This window comes from Rhodobium gokarnense, from assembly GCF_025961475.1.
Classification (GTDB): Bacteria; Pseudomonadota; Alphaproteobacteria; order Rhizobiales; family Rhodobiaceae; genus Rhodobium; species Rhodobium gokarnense.
On record NZ_JAOQNS010000005.1, the window covers coordinates 23550 to 41754 of the forward strand.

The following is an 18205-nucleotide window of genomic DNA, read 5'->3' on the forward strand; positions in this document are numbered from 1 at the left end:
ATGACCACGGACAAGACATTGCTGCAATTCGCCGGACTGGTCCGGTTCCGCTCGGCCGTGCCCAGCGACGAGCGGGCGCCGGGCGCGCTGAAGGTCGGTGTCGATCTCGGCACGGCGAATCTGGTGCTGGCGGTGGTCGACGCCGACAACCGGCCGGTGGCCGGCATCACCCACCGCTCCAGCGTCGTGCGCGACGGCATCGTCGTCGACTATATGGGCGCCGTGCAGGCGGTTCGCGCCATGAAGGCAGAGCTCGAACAGCGCGTCGGCGTGCCGCTGCAACGCGCCGCCGCCGCGATCCCGCCGGGCATCCATCCGGGCAGCGCCAAGGCCATCGGCAATGTGGTCGAGGCCGCCGATTTCGAGCTCGTCGAGGTTGTCGACGAACCGACCGCCGCCGCCCGCTTCCTCGATATCCGCGACGGCGCCGTCGTCGATGTCGGCGGCGGCACGACCGGCATCTCGGTGCTCAGGGACGGCGACGTCGTCGCCTCCTTCGACGAGGCCACGGGCGGTACGCACATGACGCTGGTGCTGGCGGGCGCGCGCCGGATTCCGTTCGCCGAGGCCGAGGCGGAAAAGCTCGATCCCGACAATGAGCGCGACGTCTTTGCCATCGTCCGTCCGGTCGTCGACAAGATGGCGAGCATCGTCTCCGGCGTGCTCGACAGCCATCCCGAAGTCGCCGTCATCCATGTGGTCGGCGGCGCCTGCTCGTTCAGCGATTTCACCACGGTCTTTGCCAACCAGATCGGCCGCCGTGTCCTCAAGCCGGCCGAGCCGCTGCTCGTCACCCCGCTCGGCATCGCCATGTACCCGAACGAGGCAGGTGCATGATGGACGGCACGCGCCTCGATATCCTGTTTGACCGGGCTCTCCTCGACCTCCTGTCGGACCGGATCGTTGCGGCCCTCAAGACCCGTGCGCGCTCTGCACTGGTGCTGTTTTCCGGCACCGATCTCGGGCTTGAGCCGGCGATCCGCGCGCTGGCGGCCCTTGCCGATGCCGGCTGGCGCTTCGACATTCGCCGCAGCCGCAAGGCCCGTGCTCTGATCACGCCGGAACGCCTGCGGACGGCCGGCGGCGGCGCGCTGGTCCCGGCGCTGGCCGATGCCGACGACCGGCCGGACGACACGGACCTCATCGACCCCGAGACCGTTCTTGCCCGGCACTCGGTCGTGATCGTTCCGACACTCAGCATTGCACTTGCCGCGCGCACGGCGCTCGGGCTTGCCGACAGCGACGTCTCGCAGCTTCTGGCCGGGGCGATCGAACGCGACATGCGGATCGTTGCGGCGCGCGACGGCTGCTGCCCGGCGTCCCGCGAGCGCATCGCCCGCGGCCTCACCGCCAACGCCGCCTACCGGGAGATGGCGTCCGGCCATCTCGGCCGGCTGGAGGCCTACGGCATCGAACTCGCCTGGGCCGCAAGGCTCGACCAGGCCGTCGCCGGGACTCGCGCGGCTGCGCCGGCTTCGGCCAGCGCCCGCCCGGTCAGCCACCCCCAAAACACGACGGCCGGCGTCTTCGGCTGGACCGCGGCCAAGGCGGTCGCAGGAGAAGAGCTGCGGATCGGCCGTGGCGTGCTGGTCACGCCGCTGGCGGCTGAGGAACTCAAGGCCCGCCACGTCCGGCTCGTCAGGGAATAGGGAGAAGGACAATGCATCTCGGACGCGTCATCGGAACGGTCGTCTCGACCAGCAAGGACGCAACGCTTGCCGGCAGCAAGCTTTTGATCGTCGCCCGCCTGACCGAGAAACAGGAGCCCGACGGCTTCACCGAAATCGCCACCGATACGGTCGGCGCCGGCTACGGCGAGATCGTCATCGTCACCACCGGCAGCGCCGCGCGCCAGGCCGGAACCCTCGATCGTTCCGTCACCGATGCCAGCATCGTCGGCATCGTCGACAGCGTCGAGACCCATTAGGGAGCGGACAATGGTCGCCACCGCACACGATGCGCTGATCGAACGGCTGCTTGCGGCGGAACGCCCCGGCACGGCGAGCGCCTCGCTGACGCTGGCTGACGCCGAGTGCCTTGCCGAAAGCGCCGAGGCCAAGGCGCGGCAGATGGCACTGGCCGTCGTCGTCGCAGTGGCCGATGCGGAAGGACAGCAGATCCTGTTCCACAGGATGGACGGCAGCCTGCCGGCGAGCATCGCGCTGGCAACCGACAAGGCCTGGACGGCTGCCGCCTTGCGCATGGGCACCGACGACCTCGGCCGGCTCGCGCAGCCGGGGCAGATGCTCTTCGGCATCGAGGCGACCCATGGCGGACGCATCGTCATTTTCGGCGGCGGTCTTCCCTGCCGGCGGAACGGCACGGTCATCGGCGCCATCGGCATCAGCGGCGGCACGGCGGACGAGGACGTGGTGATCGCGCGCCACGCCGTGAACGCGTTTTCGAACATTTCGGGGCACGACCCCGCCAAAGGAGCGGAAAAATGAACGACCAGGAAATCAGCGACACCGTGGCCCGGGTGCTCGGCGGCTATGGCGAAGCGGCAGCGGCTGCACCCAATATCCCCGCTCCTGCTCCGACCCCTGCGGTCAATGCGAACGGCGCAGCGCCCACCGGGACCGAAACTGCGGTCATGGAAAAAGCCGCTCCGACGACCGCCAGCGCAGCGCCGAAAAATGGCAGCGCGACTCCGGCTCCCGCGGACGTCGACGACCTGATCGCCAGCATCCTGGCCAATGCCGGATCGACGCCGGCGGCGCGCAAGGGACCGGATTACGTGCCCGGATCGAAGCGCTGCTGCTGGCAGCCGGCCCGATCTGAAGACGATCCGGTCGACGACATCGTCAGCCAGGCGCTGATCCGCGAGCTCGGCACAAAGGGCCGTCAGGCGTCCCAGCCAATGCCCTCGGCGTTTGCACCGACACCGGTCCGCGACGCCGAGGGCATGGCCCCGGGCGACGGCGTCTTTGCCACCATGGACGAGGCCATCGCGGCGGCCGAACTGGCGCAACGCCAGTACCTGTTCTGCTCGATGGCCGCGCGCAAGCGGTTCGTCGAGGGCATCCGCGAGGTGTTCCTCGATGAGACAACGCTTAGGCGCATCTCCGAAATGGCAGCCGAGCAGACCGGCATGGGCAACGTCGCCCACAAGATCATCAAGAACCGCCTGGCCGCCGAAAAGGCGCCCGGCGTCGAGGACCTGACCACCGATGCCGAGACCGGCGACGGCGGGCTGACGCTGGTCGAATACTCGCCCTTCGGCGTGATCGGCGCGATCACCCCGACCACCAATCCGACGGAAACCATCATCTGCAATTCCATCGGCATGCTGGCCGCCGGCAATTCGGCCGTCTTCAGTCCGCATCCGCGGGCAACCGAGGTCTCGCTGCTGGCCGTCAAGCTGATCAACCGCAAGCTCGCGGCCCTCGGCGCGCCGGCCAATCTGGTGGTGACGGTGCAAAAGCCGTCGATCGACAACACCAACGCCATGATGAACCACCCGAAGGTGCGGATGCTGGTCGCCACCGGCGGTCCGGGCATCGTCAAGGCGGTGATGTCGACCGGCAAGAAGGCGATCGGCGCCGGCGCCGGCAATCCGCCCGTCGTCGTCGATGAGACCGCCGATATCGAAAAGGCGGCACAGGACATCGTCAATGGCTGCAGCTTCGACAACAACCTGCCCTGCATCGCCGAAAAGGAAGTCATCGCGGTCGACCAGATCACCGATTACCTGATCGCCTGCATGCAGAAATGCGGCGCCTATCTGGTCACCGATCCCACCGTCATCGCGAAGCTTGAGGCGCTGGTGATCAACGACAAGGGCGGCCCGCAGACCTCCTGCGTCGGCAAGAGCGCGGCCTACCTGCTCGACAAGATCGGCATCCGGGTCGGCGACGAGGTCAAGGTGATCCTCGCCGAACTGCCGAAGGAACATCCCTTCGTCCAGGAAGAGCTGATGATGCCGATCCTGCCGGTGGTGCGGGTGCCGAGCGTCGACGACGCCATCGACCTCGCCGTCGAGGTGGAACACGGCAACCGCCACACGGCGATGATGCACTCCACCAATGTGCGCAAGCTGACCAAGATGGCGAAGCTCATCCAGACGACGATCTTCGTCAAGAACGGCCCCTCCTATGCCGGCATCGGCGTCGGCGGCGAAGGCTTTGCGACCTTCACCATCGCAGGCCCCACCGGCGAGGGCCTGACCTCGGCCAAGTCCTTCGCCCGCAAGCGGAAATGCGTGATGGTCGAGGCCCTCAACGTGCGCTGATCCTCGCGCCACACGAACAAAAGAAGACGTCAGATCATGTTGAATATCCGCATCGTCAACGCACCCCACCTGGACGTGCTTCAGATGCTGCAGCGGCGCATGCCGCCGCACGGACGCGCCTATATCCGGGACAACCCGATCGGCGCCGTCGGTCTGATCCAGTCCCATGTGACCGATCTGTTCTTCTTCTCCGATATCGCGCTGAAGGCGGCCGACGTCTTCACCGTCGAGATCTACGGAACCTGCCCGCAGCACGTCACGTCGCTCGCGGTCATGGGGGAAGTGTCCGCGGTCCGCACGGCGATGGACGCCATCGAAGCGCAGCAATCCCCCTTCTGAACACCCCGGCCTTCGGGAAAGACAAGGTAACAACGCCATGGACGGCATCGACTACGACACAGAGGGCACCGTCTTCGACATTCAGCGCTACTCGATCCACGATGGGCCGGGGGTCCGCACCATCGTCTTCCTGAAGGGCTGCCCGTTGCGCTGCCGCTGGTGTTCCAACCCGGAATCCCAGAACCCGGAGCCGGAGCTGTTCTACCGCGCCTCGAGCTGCATCCATTGCGGCCAGTGCGTGCCGGTCTGTCCGACAAAGGCGCTGTCGCGGGAAAATCCGGGCTTCGTCGATCGCGACAAATGCGTCAAATGCGGCACCTGCACGAAGGTCTGCCCGACCGACGCGCTGACCATGACCGGCAAGCTGATGTCCGTGCGCGAGGTGATGATCGAGCTGCGCAAGGACGCCACGCAATACCGCCGCTCCGGCGGCGGCGTCACGCTTTCGGGCGGCGAGCCGCTGTTCCAGCACGTCTTTGCCAGGGAGCTGCTGAAAGCCTGTCACGAGCAGGGCTGGAACACGGCGATCGAGACGACCGGCTACACCACCCGCGACGTCGTGCGCGACGTGATGCCCTATGTCGACCATGCGCTGATCGATCTGAAGGCGATCGACCCGAAGGTGCACCAGGCCAATACCGGCGTCGACAACCGCATCATTCTGGAAAACGCGCTGTGCATCGCCTCCCTCACTCATGCCGTCGTCCGCGTTCCGGTCGTGCCGGGCGTGAACGACAACGAAGAGGCGGTCGAAGCCGTCGGCCGGTTCGCCAAGCTGATGCCAGGCGTCGATACCGTGCACCTTCTGCCGTACCACACCTATGGCGAGAACAAATACGCCCTCCTCGACCGTCCCTATCCGATGGGCGACGTCGCCAACATGAAGCCGGACGACGTCTCGCACCTTGTAAAGGTGGTCGAGGGCATGGGTTTGAACTGCGAAATCGGCGGCTAACGAAACGTCAGGAAACGGCGCCATGAGGTCGACCTACACCAGTTCTGAATCCGTAACGGAGGGCCACCCGGACAAGGTCTGCGACCAGATCTCGGATGCGGTTCTCGATGCCTATCTGCACCAGGACCCCGGGGCCCGGGTCGCGGTGGAGGTCATGGCCTCGGGCAACAGCCTGCATATCGCCGGCGAGGTCACGTCGACGGCACGGGTCGACGTGGTCGCCGTCGCCCGGGGCGTGCTGCGCCGGATCGGCTACACCGATCCCGCCCTCGGCTTCGATGCCGACGGGTGCTTCGTGCTGACCGACCTGCACGAACAATCGCCGGACATCGCGCAAGGGGTGTCGCGCGACAATGAGCTCGGCGCTGGCGACCAGGGCATCTTCTACGGCTATGCCTGCGACGAGACCGAAACCTTGATGCCCGCCGCAATCCACTATGCGCACCGGCTGACCGAGGCGCTGACGGCGGCACGCAGGTCCGGTCGCCTAGATTGGCTGCGGCCCGACGGCAAGGCGCAGGTCACCTTCCGCAACGACGCCAGTGGGCGCCCGGCGGAACTGACGAGCCTCGTCCTTGCCGCCCAGCACGCGCCAAACATCGGCCGCGAAGAGATGCTGCGCGGCCTCATCGAGGAGGTGATCGCGCCGGTGATGGGTCGCTGGCTGCGGCGCGACACAAGGGTGCTGATCAACCCGACCGGACGCTTCGTGCTGGGCGGTCCGGCGGCCGACACCGGCCTCACGGGGCGCAAGCTGATGGTCGATACCTATGGCGGCATCGGCCGGCACGGCGGCGGCGCCTTTTCCGGCAAGGACGCGACCAAGCTCGACCGCACCGCCGCCTATATGGCGCGTCTGATCGCCAAGACCGTGGTCGCCGCCGGCCTTGCGTCCCGTTGCGAAATTTCCCTCGCGTTTGCGATAGGTCAGAGCCAACCCGAAATGGTTGGTGTAACAGCCGAAGGCGAACGCGGTCTGGATTCGGAGGCGTTGGCGCGGGCGGTCCGCACGGTGTTCCCGCTATCCGTGTCGGGCATGATCGATGCGCTCGCAATGCGCCGGCCGATCTTCGAGAAAACGGCGGCGTACGGCCATTTTGGCAGAGAAACGGAGGGCTTCTTGTGGGAGCGGGCGGATCGAACGGACGCCCTCATTAAGGCTTGCCAGTGAATACGGATTTTCTGGAAAGATCCAACCGTGACGACACACTGGCGTTGCGGAGAGACCTGGAAATTGCCGGGGCCAAAGCCGCGGGGCGGAGACGTTTGTCCAATTTGACCAGCGTCGACATGCTACAGAAGGTTCAGGACAATTTCAGCGCCGCCGTTGGCGTTGCCATGGTCATCGTCGATCCGAAGGGCGAGCCGGTGACCAAGCCGAGCGGCTTCAGCGGTTTCTGCCAGACCATCCGCGGCCATCCGGTATGGCGCGAGCGCTGCTACCATTGCGACGCGGTCGGCGGGCGCACCGCACTTTCGAACGGCGGTCCCTCGATCTACAAGTGCCATGCGGGCCTCGTCGACTTCGCAGCCCCCATCACCATGTGCGGCGAATATCTGGGCGCCGTGATCTGCGGCCAGGTGAACCTGACGGATGGCGACACGGCGGCCGACCTTGTCGACATGTCGGGCCTGTTCCCGACCGAGCAGTCATGGCGCGAGAACGCCGGTCTTCTGCGGCTCCACGACGAGACCGGCGAAATCACCTACGAGCGCCTGCGCTCGGCCGCTTCTTCGCTCTGCTACATCGCCTCCTACATCGTGGAGGAGAGCTACGCCAACAGCGTCACCCAGGAACTCTACGCCAAGAACCTGCGCCTGATGGAGGAATCCAAGCGCCGCGCCGAGTTGGAGCGGTCCCTGCGCGAGGCCGAGTTGCAGGCGCTGTCCTACCAGGTCAATCCCCATTTCCTCTTCAACGTGCTGAACACGATCGGCCGGCTCGCTCTGATCGAAGGGGCCGAGGAGACCGAAACGACGGTCCACGCCTTCGCCGACATGATGCGCTATGTGCTGAAGAAGAGCGGCTCGCAATTCGTCCCTCTGGCAACGGAGTTGGAGCACGTCCGGAACTACCTCTATCTGCTGCGGCTGCGCCTCGGCGATCGCTTCAACTTCCAGGTCGACGTCCCGGACGACCTCAGCATGACGACCTGCCCCTTCATGGTGCTGCAGCCGATTGTGGAAAACTGCATCAACTATGCGATCGAGCCGCGCGAGAGCGGCGGCCTGGTCGACATCCTGGCCTATCGGGACGGGCGCGACGTCATCGTCGACATTGTCGACAATGGTGACGGAATCAGTTCCGACCGCAAGCAGGCGGTGCTGGCGGGCGCGGCCGACCGGGACGGCCGCAAGAGCATCGGCCTCTACAATGTCGACAGCCGCCTGCGGCACTATTTCGGCGACGACCATCACCTGGAGATCGTCAGTCCCTACCGGGGTGGACGGGGAACGCTGGTGCGCCTTCGCCTGCCGATCGACTTCGACGATGCAGCCTTCTGAGCCACACCTGACTCAGGACCGACCACACGGATCCCTGACCCATGTTCGACATCGCGATCATCGAAGACGAGGAACTGGAGCGCCGCGCCCTGCGCAAGATCCTTGAGACCAATCTCGACGGCGTCAATATCGTCGGCGAGGCGCGCAACGGCAGCGAGGCGGTGCATCTGCTGGACGCGTATTCCATCGACCTGATGCTGGTCGACATCAAGATCCCGCGTCCGAACGGGCTGGAAATCATCCAGATGGTGCGCGACCGCGGCCTGAAGACCAAGGTCATCATCCTCACCGCCTACGACTATTTCGAGATCATGCAGGGCGCGATCCACCTGAAGGCGGACAATTTCCTGCTAAAACCCGTGCGCACCGAAGACCTCTTGAACGCAGTCGGCGAGTGCCTCAGTTCGATCACGCCTTCCGTGGCCACGACGCAGGCGCCCCTTGCTCCGGCACGGCCCGTCGCCGCCACGCCGGCACCGTCCGGCGAGACGGCGGCGATCGCCGGGCAAATCGCGGCCCTCGTCGATGAGACCGCCTATCGCCAATGCCTCGCTCTGGTGCGCCGTCATATGGAAACCATCTACGCCCGCAAGGACACCGCGCCGCGCCGTGCCGTGCTGGAATATGTCCGGGCCATGGTGCAGGTGGTCGACAACCGCGGCCTTGACCTGCCGCCTGCGCTCGCTCGCCAGATCGACGCGCTGGCGTCCCAGCGCCTCGACCTCGACAGCCATTTCCAGATGCAGGAAATGCTCTACCGGATCACGGACGTGCTGTTCGAAGCGACCGAGACCCGCGGCGCCCATGCGCCCGATCATATCCAGGACGTGCTCAACTATATCGAGCGCAACATGCACAAGGGCGTGACGCTCGAAGACGCTGCGGACTTCGCCCATATCAGCCCGTGCTACCTGAGCCGGCTGTTCCGCAAGGAGATGGACATGACCTTCATCTCCTATCTGAAGACCCAGCGGATCGAGCGAGCCAAGGAACTGCTGCGGGAAAGCGACCTGCCGATCACCAATATTTCGCTCGATCTGTCGTTCCAGGACGCCAATTATTTCTGCAAGGCCTTCAGGAAAGAAGTGGGCCTATCGCCATCGGAATACCGACGCAAATACAGGCGTCGCCAGCCGGACGCCTCGACAGCCGCCGCTTCCACCGTCTCCGCATAGGGCGCCGGCCGGGGCCGAGGCTCCGTTCGGCAAGCAGCGAACCCGGACAGTCGTCGCCGGCCAGCACATGGACGTCATAGCCTTCCTGGGTCGCATGGAGCGCAGGAAAGGTCAGGCAGGCTTCGGTCCAGAGCGCGGTCATGACGCGCTTGCGCCGGCCGACAGCCTGGACGACCTGCTTGAGCGCGCTGTCTTCCCAGCTGTTGATTGCCGTGCGGTCATAGGTCGGCAGGTGACGGGCAGGTCCTGCAGTTCCCGGATCGGCGGCGTGTCAATCGGCGTTGATGATTGCCCCCCCCAACGGCGCCCGATATTGCCCCCCTGTGGCACACCGGTATCTGGCCCGAGGTGGCGCAGCCGGACCGGGCCTGCGGGTGGCGGGCTATTCGCCTGTTTTGAAGCGCCAACGCTCGTTGCCGGTCTCAGCGAAGACAAGCAGGACGGGTTCGAACATGGGCCCGTTTTCGGTGGAACCATCGTTCAATGCCGGGTCAGGTCTCCGTGGAAATCGATCACATCGGCATCGAGATCAGCACAACGACATTTCACATGGTCGCGCTCGGCCTGCCAACCCAAATCCCGGCAATGCTGTGATCTGGCGACTGGCGTCGCGACGAAACAAAAAAGAACTGGCAAGGGATGCCCCTGCCAGTTCGATTTCCGGTGCGCCTGAGCCGGCGCATCCGCACTTGTTATGCTGGTTTTCGGCCCCGTCGTTGCTATGGGCGTGCGAAAACCGGCGCATGCTGGAGGAATCGGGGTCTATTCGCTGCCGCCCTTGATGGCCTTTTCCATGATGCCGCTGGCCTTATCGACCCACTCCTTGCCGCCGATATCGTCGGAGAACGAGGGCCACAGGGCCTTGGCCGCCGACTGCCACTTTTCCTCGTCCGTCGGCGCGCCGCTCAGCACCATGCCGAGCTTGACCAGCTCCTTCATTGCCTTATCGGTCTCGGTCGCCGACACCTCGCGCTCATAGACCGCCGCTTCTTCGCCGGCGCGGTCGAGCGCCTCTTGCAGGTCGGCCGGCAGGCCCTGGTAGAAGCGTTCGGAGATGATGATCGGACCGGACCAGATCAGGTAATGGATCTCGGTGATGTATTTCTGCACCTCGTAGAACTTCGACGAGATCGACGTCGTGTAGGGGTTCTCCTGGCCGTCGATCACCCCCTGCTGCAGGGCCGGGAACACCTCCGCCCAGGCCATCGGGATCGGATCGAGCCCCCAGGACTTGAAGGTCTCGATGGCGATATTGTTCTTCGACACGCGGATCTTCAGGCCCTGCAGGTCGTCGAGCGTCTTCACCTCGCGCTTGGAGTTGGTCAGAACCCGGAAGCCCTTTTCGAAATAGCCGAGGATGCGCACACCCGCCTCCTTCGGCAGCCGCTCGTTGAGCGGGTCCTTGAGCGCATCCATCGCCGCATGCGCCTCGTCGTTCGAGGTGAAGGCGTAGGGCAGCATCATCACACCCACCGACGGCGCCAGCGGCACCAGATTGCCGGTATAGAGGACCTCCGCCTCAATCGAGCCGGTGCGCAGCGCCTGCGCCACTTCCTGCTCAGACCCGAGCTGGTTGTTCGGGAAGATCTGCACGTCGATGCGGCCGTCGGAGTATTTCTCCGCCAGTTCCTCGAACTTCACCGCGCCCTTGTGGGTCGGGTTGTTCTCGTTGTCGCCGTGGCTGAGCCGGATCGTATAGTCCGCCGCCAGTGCCGGCCCCGCCGACACCGCCGCAAAAAGCGCACCGATCATTGCATGCCTGAGAAGTTTCATTGCATTTCCTCCTTGGTTTTATCTAGGTTGCGAAGCCGAGCAGGCGCGGTAACCACATACTCAACTCTGGGATGAAGGCGACGAGGCCCATGACGAAAATCTCCGCCGCCAGGAATGGGATGCTTGCCTTGCTGACCTGTTCGACCGTTGTGTTGCCGATCTCGCTGGCAACGAACAGGTTGACGCCGAGCGGCGGCGTCGAATAACCGATCTCGCAGGCGATCACGAAGACGATGCCGAACTGGATCGGGTCGAGGCCGACATTGGTGACCACCGGCAGAAGCAGCGGCGTCAGGATGATGATCTGCGTCAGCGTCTCCATCCACATGCCGATGAAGACCAGCATCACCAGAATGAGCAGGATCAGCATGGTCGGGTCGGAGACGGTCTCGATCAGATACGCCGAGACCGCCTGCGGCACCTGAAACACCGACAGGATGCGCCCGACGATGCGCCCGGTGACCAGCACCAGCATCACGGTGCCGGTGATCCGCACGGCATAGGTCATGCTGTCCAAATAGCCGGTCACGTTGATCTCGCGGTAGACGAAGATGCCGATGAACAGCGCATAGAAGACCGCAACCACCGAGGCCTCGGTGACGGTGAAGATGCCGGAATAGATGCCGCCGAGGATCAGTACGGGCGCGAACAGCGCCCATTTCGCCTCCCAGGCGGCGCGGCCGACCAGCCGCAAGCTGCGCGGTTCGGCGCTTCGGGCGCGATAGCCGCGGCGGCGGCTGATGATGGCGCTGGTCAGGAACAGCGCACCGGAAAGCATCAGTCCCGGCACCACGCCGGCGATGAAAAGACCGCTGATCGAGGTCTCCGACGTGATGCCGTAGATGATCATCGGGATCGACGGCGGAATGACCACGCCGATGCCGCCGGCCGACGACGAAATCGCCGAGCCGAAGCCCTTGCCGTAGCCCTCCTTCACCATCGCCGGGATCATGATCGAGCCGATCGCCGCCGTCGTCGCCGGTCCGGAGCCGGAAATCGCCGCAAAGAAGGTGCAGGCGACGATGGTGACGGTGGCGAGGCCGCCGGGCGCCGGGCCGACAATGGCACGGGAAAAGCCGATCAGCCGGGCGGTAAGGCCGCCCTTTTCCATCAGCGTGCCGGCAAGAATGAACATCGGCACGGCGATGATGGTGAACTCGTCGACCGCGGTGTAGGCCGTCTGCACCAGATAGGACATCGGCATGTTGGCCGAGGCCAGCGCCAGAACGGCGGCAAGCCCGATCGAGATCGCGACCGGAACGCCGAGCACCAGGAAGACGACGAAGGTGACGGTCAAGAGAAGCGAAATGTTCACCGCTCAGTCCCCCTTGCGGTGATCGACGTGCTCCTCTTCTCCCTGCCAGCGGCGGATCATGACCTGCACGATCCGCACCGACATCAAGAGGAAGCCGAGGGGGACGATCATCTGCACCCAGACCAGATTGATACCGGTCGTCTGCGAGATGTAGGGGAACTCGAACATCGACATCGTGAACCAGTAGCCGTGCCAGATGACGACGGCGTTGAAGACCAGCCAGACGGTGTCGGCGAGGGTGAAGAGGATCAGCCGCGGTCGCCGCGGCAAGGCTTCGATATGCAGCGAGATGCGGATATGGCGATCCTTCTCCGCGGCAATCACGAAGCCGAAATAGACCGCCCAGACGAAGGCGAAGCGGCTCACTTCCTCCAGCCAGCTGAACGACCGGCTGAAGCCGAACCGGGCGACCACCTGGAAGCCGAGCAGCGCCAGCACCACCGTCATGGCGATGGCGCCGATCCATTCCTCCGGTGTGCGGCCGGCGAGGATCCTACGCATCGGCCATCTCCTCGACAGCCCCGGCGATGGCGGCCCGGATCGCCTCCGGCCGCCCGGTGCGCTCGCCGAAAATGCCGATCCACCGCGCCACCAACTCACGGAAGCCGGCGCTTTTCCCGAGCGCCGGGAGAAAGATCGGCAGGTCGAGAAAAGCGCCGGCAGTGGCGGCGGCATCGCCGGCATGGCGGGAACGGAGATCGGCCAGGCGGGAGGCGAGCGGATCGCTCGGAGTGAACCCGCCGGCGTCGGGCTTGCATTCGCCCGCCTGCAGCATCCAGGCGGCCAGCACCATGGCATGGCAGGTCGGATCGCCGCCCGTCGCCACCAGGTCGGCGGCCGGCGCGGCGATGCGCTGCGACAGCTTGAAGCTGCCGTCGGTGGCGATCTGGCCGAGCGGGTGATGGATCGTCGGGTTGGCCAGCCGCTCCAGGCTGACCCGGCCATAGGCGGCAAGGTCCTCGCCCGGCGGACAGGCGAGCGTCGTCGCCTGCACCTTGTGAAACCACTTCGCCCAGGCGACGAGCGCCGGATCTGTCGCCGCCGCATGGCTGGTCGCACAGCCGCAGAGCCGGCCGAGCTCGGCATAGGCCGACTGCAGGCCGTTGAGCATGCGGTGCTTCATGTGCTCGTAGGGCGCGACGTCGGGCACGATCTGCACACCGGCCCGTTCGAACGGCGGCCGGGCGCCGGCGACCGCGTCCTCCAGCACCCACTGGCGGAACGGCTCGGTGACGACGCCAAGGGCATCGCCGGTGCCGAGCGCCGTTTCGAGCAGGTGGCGGCTTTCCGCCGACATCGCCGGTACGATGCGGTCGACCATGGAATTCGGGAAGGCGACGTTGTCGCGCATCCACGGACCGAGCTGCGGCCATGCCTCGGCCGCATATTGCTCCATCACGGCGCGCAGCAGCCGGCCGTTGGCCGGTACGTTGTCGCAACTGGCGATCGTCACGCCACCGCCGCCGGCCTGGCGCCGGGCCTCGAGCAGTCGGCACAGGAAGCCGACCGCCGTCACCGGCGTTTGCGGCGCGGCGAGGTCGGCAGCGATCGCCGAGGCGGGATCGAGGTCCGTGGTGCCCGGAACGTGGCAATAGCCTTTTTCGGTGATTGTCAGCGTTATGAAGCGGGCACCGGCAAAGCGCGCGGCATCGGCGGCGCCGGCGGCGAAATGGAACTCCCGCAAGGTTCCGATCGCCCGGCAGTCGCTGCCGTGCTGGTCGCGGGAAAGAACGCCATAGCGGCCTTCCTGGCGGCGATGGGCATCGCCGAGGTCGGGCGGCAGCAGGTTGACGCCGACCACCCCCCAGTCGCGCTCGCCGTCGCGGGCCAGGTCGTCGTAATAGACCTGCTGGTGGCCGCGATGGAATGCGCCGATGCCGAGGTGGAGGGCACCCGGCCTGAGGACCGCCGGATCGTAGCCCAACGCTTCCGTACCGATCTGTCCCGCTGCCCCGGTCATGAAAATGTCACCATCACCTTCGCGTTGCAGGTCTTGTCGGTGGCGCGGGCGAACACCTCATCGGGCGCCTCTAGCGTGCAGGTCGCGGTGATCAGCGGGCGCAGGTCGACCTCGCCGCCCGTGATCGCCCGCACCGCCACCTCGAATTCGTCGACGAAGCGATAGGCGCCGCGCACGAGCAGTTCGCGCGTCAACAGCTTGGCGAGATCGAGCGGCGAAGCCGGCGGCAGGAAACCGACCTGAACGATCGTCGACTGCGGCCGCGCCGCGGCCAGCGCCAGGTTGAACGCCGGTGCCGTGCCGGAAGCCTCGAACACCGCATCGAACGCCGGGCTCGACGCGAGCGTCTCGGCCGCCGCCGCATTGCCGACATTGACCGTCCGGTCGGCGACGAGATCGGCGGCGCGGGCAAGCGCGGCATCGGAAACGTCGGTCATGGTGATCGCACCGGCACCGGCGCGCCGCGCCGCCACGGCAACGAGCTGCCCGATCACCCCGGCGCCGGAGACCAGAACCGAGCGGCCGGCCAGATCGCCGGCCTGGGCAACCGCATGGAGCGCCACGGCGAACGGTTCCGACATCGCCACATGGCGCAGGTCGGCATCTTCGGAAAGGCGGATGCACTGGCGCGCGGACACCACCGGCCGCTCGGCAAAGCCGCCGTTCTCGTGCGGGGAGAAGGCGGCGCTGCCCATGAACCGCATCGACGTGCACAGATTGGTGACGCCCTTGCGGCAATAGGCGCAGTCGCCGCAGGGACGGGCCGGATTGACCGCCACCTTGTCGCCGATGGCAAGCCCGCTGACCGCAGACCCGATCTCGGCGACGACGCCGGTGAACTCATGGCCGAGGATCATCGGCGCGCGGACGATGGAATCGGCGACGCGGCCGTGCAGGAAATAGTGGATGTCGGAGCCGCAGACGCCGCCGAAACCGAAGTTCAGGCGCACTTCGTCCGGCTCCAGCGCGCGCTCGTCCAGGCTATCCAGCCGGACGTCATGCGCGGCGTGAATGACGCATGCCTTCATTTTGGTGCCTTTCCTCCCGAATGCCGGAGCACCTTTTATCTTGATGTTGTCCATTTTAGATCATAAAATCTATTCTCAAGTCAATATGGAATAAACATTCCATTCAGAAACATATTTGGAGGAAACCCGAGAGCATGGACGGCCCCGCGCCCGAAAGCTACGAGACCCTGCGCCGTTCGATCGCCAGCCAGCGCAACGATCTGAGCAAGCGGCTGCGGCTGATCGCCGATTATGCCCAGCTCGATCCCTCCGCCTTCGCCCTGCGCGCCGTTGCCGGCCTTGCCGCGGAGATCGGCGTCGCGCCCTCGGCGATCATCCGCTTCGCCCAGCATTTCGGCTATTCCGGCTTTTCGGAAATGCAGAACGTGTTCCGCCAGCGGCTGGAGGCGGCAGCACCGTCCTACCGCGACCGGGTCCGCAATCTTGAGCAGCACGGCGGCGCCGATGCGACCGACGACATGATGCGCCGCTTCATTGAGGCCGGCATCGAGTCGCTGAAGGATCTGCAGCTGACGATCTCGCCCGACAAGATCGACGAGGCCGCCGGCTTCATCGCCGACGCCCGGACCGTCCACGTACTCGCCCAGAAACGCACCTTCCCGGCCGCCGCCTATCTCGCCTACAACCTCGCCCGGCTGGAAATGCCGGCCCATCTGTTCGATGGCATCGGCGGCATGCTCGAGCAGCAGAGCAACCTCATCGGGCCCGACGACGTGGTCGTCGCCATCTCCTTCCTGCCCGGCGCCCAGACGACGGCGGACGTCTTCAGCCGGGCTCTCGACAAGGGCGCCCGAACCGTCGCCATCGTCGACGTGCCGCGCGCTCCCTACGTCCACGCCGATGTCGTTTTCGAGGTCGTCGAGGCCAGCGTGGAGAATTTCCGCTCGCTTACCGCAACGATCTCGCTGGCACTGGTGCTGGCGATCCGCGCCGGCACCTTCAGCGCCCACAAGTCGAACCCGCAAGACGAGAGACAATGACCGAAATGGCAGACCAGACCGCCCCCACCCTCGACGCGATCACCATCGGGCGCAGCTGCGTGGATCTCTATTCCGACCAGATCGGCTGCCGCATGGAGGACACCCGCAGCTTCTCCAAATATGTCGGCGGCTGCCCGACCAACATCGCCGTCGGTGCCGCCCGGCTCGGCCTCGAGGTGGCGGTGATCAGCCGGGTCGGCGACGACCAGCTCGGCCGCTTCGTCCGCGAGACGCTTGAGGCCGAGGGCGTTTCCACCGAAGCCCTCGGCAGCGATCCCAAGCGGCTGACCGCCATGGCCTTCCTCGGCATCGAGGACGACCGCAGTTTTCCCCTGCTGTTCGCCCGTACCGACTGCGCCGACGCAGCGCTTTGCGAAGACGATATCGACCCTGCCTTCATCGCCCGCGCCCGCGCGGTCGTGGTCACCGGCACCCACTTCTCCAAGCCGCATCTCGCCGCCGCCAGCCACAAGGCGATGGCAGCGGCCCGCGCCGCCGGCCGCAAGGTGGTCTTCGACATCGACTATCGGCCGAACCTGTGGGGCCTGGCCGGCGCCGGCGAAGGCGACATCCGCTTCGTCAGCGATGCCGCGGTGACCGCCCGGGTGCAGGAGATCCTGCCCCATTGCGACGTCGTCGTCGGCACCGACGAGGAGGTCAGCATCGCCGGTGGTGCCGGCGATACCCGCGAGGCGCTCCTTGCCATTCGTTCCCGCACCGATGCCCTCATCGTGCTGAAGACCGGACCCAAGGGATGCCTGGTCTTTCCCGGCCCGATCCCGGAGGATCTGGAGGACGGCGTGTCGTCGGAAGGCTTTCCGGTCGAGGTCTTCAACGTGCTCGGCGCCGGCGACGGCTTCATGGCCGGCTTCCTGCGCGGCTATCTCCGCGACCTGCCGCTGGAGGAGTGCTGCCGCATCGCCAATGCCTGCGGCGCCCTTGCCGTGTCGCGCCATGGCTGCGCACCGTCCTATCCGACCTGGGAAGAGCTGCAGATCTTCTTCGAACGCGGCATCGTCACGCCGCGCCTGCGCGAGGACGCCTGGCTCGAACACGTCCACTGGTCGACCACCCGGCGTCCGCAATGGAACGATATCTGCGCGCTCGCCGCCGACCACCGCGTCCAGCTCGAGGCGATGGCCGACGAGGCCGGCGTCCCGCGGGCCCGGATTTCCGCCTTCAAGTCGCTCTGCCTCGATGCCCTCTTGGCGGCCCGGCATGACGGCGTCATGCTCGGCACCCTGCTCGACGGCCGCTACGGCCGCGACGCCCTGTTCCGGGCCGAACGCGAGGGCGTCTGGATCGGTCGCCCGGTCGAGGTGCCCACGTCCCGGCCGCTGCGCTTCGAAGGCCCGCCGAGCCTCGGCGCCGAACTGCAGAGCTGGCCGCCCGACCATGTCGCCAAATGCCTCGTGTACCACAACGCCAACGACCCGGACGAGATGCGGCGCACCCAGATGGACCAGCTTCACCGGCTCGCCTCGGCGGCGCGCAAGGCGCGGCTGGAATTCCTCGTCGAGGTCATCGGCACCGACCGCAGCGCCGGCGAGACCGCGACCGCCGACGCCCTCGCGCAGATCTACAGCGAAGGCATCCGCCCCGACTGGTGGAAACTGCCGGACCAGACGACCCGCGGCTGGCACGCCATCGAACAGGTCGTGCGGGCCGAGGATCCGTGGTGCCGCGGCGTTCTCCTGCTCGGCCTCGACGCGCCCATCGAGGTGTTGGAAGAAAGCCTCGCCCGTGCCGCCGCCTCGCCGGTGGTTCGCGGCTTTGCCGTCGGCCGCACCGTCTTTGGCGCTGCCGCCCGCGACTGGCTGGCCGGCACGATTTCCGACGACGAGGCCCGCCGGCGGCTGACGACGCGGTTCGCGCGGCTGGTCGACATCTGGGTCCAGGCCCGCCAGACGCGCGCGGTCGCCTGACGGCCGACCATCAGTCCGG

General features: G+C 66.2%; 18 protein-coding genes. 12 read left to right on the forward strand and 6 right to left on the reverse strand.

From position 1 onward, the window contains the following. From eutJ to M2319_RS09895, 10 genes are all read left to right on the forward strand, one after another. Positions 1–837 carry an ethanolamine utilization protein EutJ gene (gene eutJ, locus M2319_RS09850; protein WP_264601290.1) on the forward strand — a complete coding sequence of 279 codons (837 nt, stop codon included), beginning with the start codon at positions 1–3 and terminating at the stop codon, positions 835–837. Then, positions 834–1649 carry a hypothetical protein gene (locus tag M2319_RS09855; protein WP_264601291.1) on the forward strand — a complete coding sequence of 272 codons (816 nt, stop codon included), beginning with the start codon at positions 834–836 and terminating at the stop codon, positions 1647–1649. The genes eutJ and M2319_RS09855 overlap by 4 nt, the downstream gene beginning before the upstream one ends. Before the next feature lie 11 nt (positions 1650–1660). Then, entirely contained in the window at positions 1661–1927 is a 267-nt protein-coding gene (locus tag M2319_RS09860; RefSeq protein WP_264601292.1) for a EutN/CcmL family microcompartment protein, read from the forward strand. Positions 1928–1937: 10 nt separating this feature from the next. Continuing rightward, positions 1938–2447 carry a GlcG/HbpS family heme-binding protein gene (locus M2319_RS09865; protein WP_264601293.1) on the forward strand — a complete coding sequence of 170 codons (510 nt, stop codon included), beginning with the start codon at positions 1938–1940 and terminating at the stop codon, positions 2445–2447. Then, entirely contained in the window at positions 2444–4231 is a 1788-nt protein-coding gene (locus M2319_RS09870) for an aldehyde dehydrogenase family protein (RefSeq protein WP_319801779.1), read from the forward strand. The genes M2319_RS09865 and M2319_RS09870 overlap by 4 nt, the downstream gene beginning before the upstream one ends. Positions 4232–4267: 36 nt before the next feature. Beyond that, complete coding sequence (locus M2319_RS09875) at positions 4268–4570, forward strand: BMC domain-containing protein (protein WP_264601294.1); 303 nt, start codon at positions 4268–4270, stop codon at positions 4568–4570. 37 nt (positions 4571–4607) lie between these two features. After that, positions 4608–5525: a glycyl-radical enzyme activating protein gene (locus tag M2319_RS09880; RefSeq protein ID WP_264601295.1), complete on the forward strand. Its 918-nt coding sequence runs from the start codon at positions 4608–4610 to the stop codon at positions 5523–5525. Positions 5526–5547: 22 nt separating this feature from the next. Then, complete coding sequence (gene metK / locus M2319_RS09885) at positions 5548–6696, forward strand: methionine adenosyltransferase (protein ID WP_264601296.1); 1149 nt, start codon at positions 5548–5550, stop codon at positions 6694–6696. A 95-nt stretch (positions 6697–6791) separates the two neighbouring features. Continuing rightward, positions 6792–8030, forward strand: a complete 1239-nt coding sequence (locus tag M2319_RS09890; RefSeq protein ID WP_264601297.1) for a sensor histidine kinase — start codon at positions 6792–6794, stop codon at positions 8028–8030. Positions 8031–8071: 41 nt separating this feature from the next. Then, positions 8072–9205: a helix-turn-helix domain-containing protein gene (locus M2319_RS09895; RefSeq protein ID WP_264601298.1), complete on the forward strand. Its 1134-nt coding sequence runs from the start codon at positions 8072–8074 to the stop codon at positions 9203–9205. Here M2319_RS09895 and M2319_RS23195 read toward each other — a convergent pair. The 6 genes from M2319_RS23195 to M2319_RS09925 all read right to left on the reverse strand — a co-directional run bounded on the left by M2319_RS23195 (position 9105) and on the right by M2319_RS09925 (position 15281). After that, positions 9105–9437 (reverse strand): isochorismatase family protein, encoded by a 333-nt coding sequence (locus tag M2319_RS23195; RefSeq protein WP_406682099.1) that lies wholly within the window; start codon positions 9435–9437, stop codon positions 9105–9107. The genes M2319_RS09895 and M2319_RS23195 overlap by 101 nt on opposite strands. A 530-nt stretch (positions 9438–9967) precedes the next feature. Further along, entirely contained in the window at positions 9968–10978 is a 1011-nt protein-coding gene (locus M2319_RS09905) for a TRAP transporter substrate-binding protein (RefSeq protein WP_264601299.1), read from the reverse strand. 22 nt (positions 10979–11000) lie between these two features. Next, complete coding sequence (locus tag M2319_RS09910; RefSeq protein ID WP_264601300.1) at positions 11001–12293, reverse strand: TRAP transporter large permease; 1293 nt, start codon at positions 12291–12293, stop codon at positions 11001–11003. Between the two features lie 3 nt (positions 12294–12296). After that, complete coding sequence (locus M2319_RS09915) at positions 12297–12794, reverse strand: TRAP transporter small permease (protein WP_264601301.1); 498 nt, start codon at positions 12792–12794, stop codon at positions 12297–12299. Further along, a complete protein-coding gene (locus M2319_RS09920; protein WP_264601302.1) occupies positions 12787–14253 on the reverse strand; it encodes a mannitol dehydrogenase family protein in 1467 nt (488 codons plus the stop codon). The genes M2319_RS09915 and M2319_RS09920 overlap by 8 nt, the downstream gene beginning before the upstream one ends. Next, positions 14250–15281 (reverse strand): L-idonate 5-dehydrogenase, encoded by a 1032-nt coding sequence (locus M2319_RS09925; protein ID WP_264601303.1) that lies wholly within the window; start codon positions 15279–15281, stop codon positions 14250–14252. The genes M2319_RS09920 and M2319_RS09925 overlap by 4 nt, the downstream gene beginning before the upstream one ends. A gap of 134 nt (positions 15282–15415) precedes the next feature. On the opposite strand from M2319_RS09925, the gene M2319_RS09930 reads away from it, so the two are divergent. Both M2319_RS09930 and M2319_RS09935 read left to right on the forward strand, forming a co-directional pair. Next, on the forward strand, positions 15416–16261 hold the full coding sequence (locus M2319_RS09930) for a MurR/RpiR family transcriptional regulator (RefSeq protein WP_264601304.1): 846 nt from the start codon (positions 15416–15418) through the stop codon (positions 16259–16261). Then, positions 16258–18186, forward strand: a complete 1929-nt coding sequence (locus M2319_RS09935) for a bifunctional 5-dehydro-2-deoxygluconokinase/5-dehydro-2-deoxyphosphogluconate aldolase (RefSeq protein ID WP_264601305.1) — start codon at positions 16258–16260, stop codon at positions 18184–18186. Before M2319_RS09930 ends, M2319_RS09935 begins: the two co-directional genes overlap by 4 nt. The last annotated feature ends 19 nt before the right edge of the window (positions 18187–18205 follow it).

What these genes read in the sequence shown, in the direction of transcription:
- eutJ (WP_264601290.1), top strand. Translation starts at nt 1, where the DNA reads ATGACCACGGACAAGACATTGCTGCAATTCGCCGGACTGGTCCGGTTC.
- M2319_RS09855 (WP_264601291.1), top strand. Translation starts at nt 834, where the DNA reads ATGATGGACGGCACGCGCCTCGATATCCTGTTTGACCGGGCTCTCCTC.
- M2319_RS09870 (WP_319801779.1), top strand. Translation starts at nt 2,444, where the DNA reads ATGAACGACCAGGAAATCAGCGACACCGTGGCCCGGGTGCTCGGCGGC.
- M2319_RS09920 (WP_264601302.1), bottom strand. Translation starts at nt 14,253, where the DNA reads ATGACCGGGGCAGCGGGACAGATCGGTACGGAAGCGTTGGGCTACGAT.
- M2319_RS09935 (WP_264601305.1), top strand. Translation starts at nt 16,258, where the DNA reads ATGACCGAAATGGCAGACCAGACCGCCCCCACCCTCGACGCGATCACC.
- M2319_RS09880 (WP_264601295.1), top strand. Translation starts at nt 4,608, where the DNA reads ATGGACGGCATCGACTACGACACAGAGGGCACCGTCTTCGACATTCAG.
- M2319_RS09875 (WP_264601294.1), top strand. Translation starts at nt 4,268, where the DNA reads ATGTTGAATATCCGCATCGTCAACGCACCCCACCTGGACGTGCTTCAG.
- M2319_RS09925 (WP_264601303.1), bottom strand. Translation starts at nt 15,281, where the DNA reads ATGAAGGCATGCGTCATTCACGCCGCGCATGACGTCCGGCTGGATAGC.
- M2319_RS09860 (WP_264601292.1), top strand. Translation starts at nt 1,661, where the DNA reads ATGCATCTCGGACGCGTCATCGGAACGGTCGTCTCGACCAGCAAGGAC.
- M2319_RS09930 (WP_264601304.1), top strand. Translation starts at nt 15,416, where the DNA reads ATGGACGGCCCCGCGCCCGAAAGCTACGAGACCCTGCGCCGTTCGATC.
- M2319_RS09865 (WP_264601293.1), top strand. Translation starts at nt 1,938, where the DNA reads ATGGTCGCCACCGCACACGATGCGCTGATCGAACGGCTGCTTGCGGCG.
- M2319_RS09895 (WP_264601298.1), top strand. Translation starts at nt 8,072, where the DNA reads ATGTTCGACATCGCGATCATCGAAGACGAGGAACTGGAGCGCCGCGCC.
- M2319_RS09915 (WP_264601301.1), bottom strand. Translation starts at nt 12,794, where the DNA reads ATGCGTAGGATCCTCGCCGGCCGCACACCGGAGGAATGGATCGGCGCC.
- M2319_RS09905 (WP_264601299.1), bottom strand. Translation starts at nt 10,978, where the DNA reads ATGAAACTTCTCAGGCATGCAATGATCGGTGCGCTTTTTGCGGCGGTG.
- metK (WP_264601296.1), top strand. Translation starts at nt 5,548, where the DNA reads ATGAGGTCGACCTACACCAGTTCTGAATCCGTAACGGAGGGCCACCCG.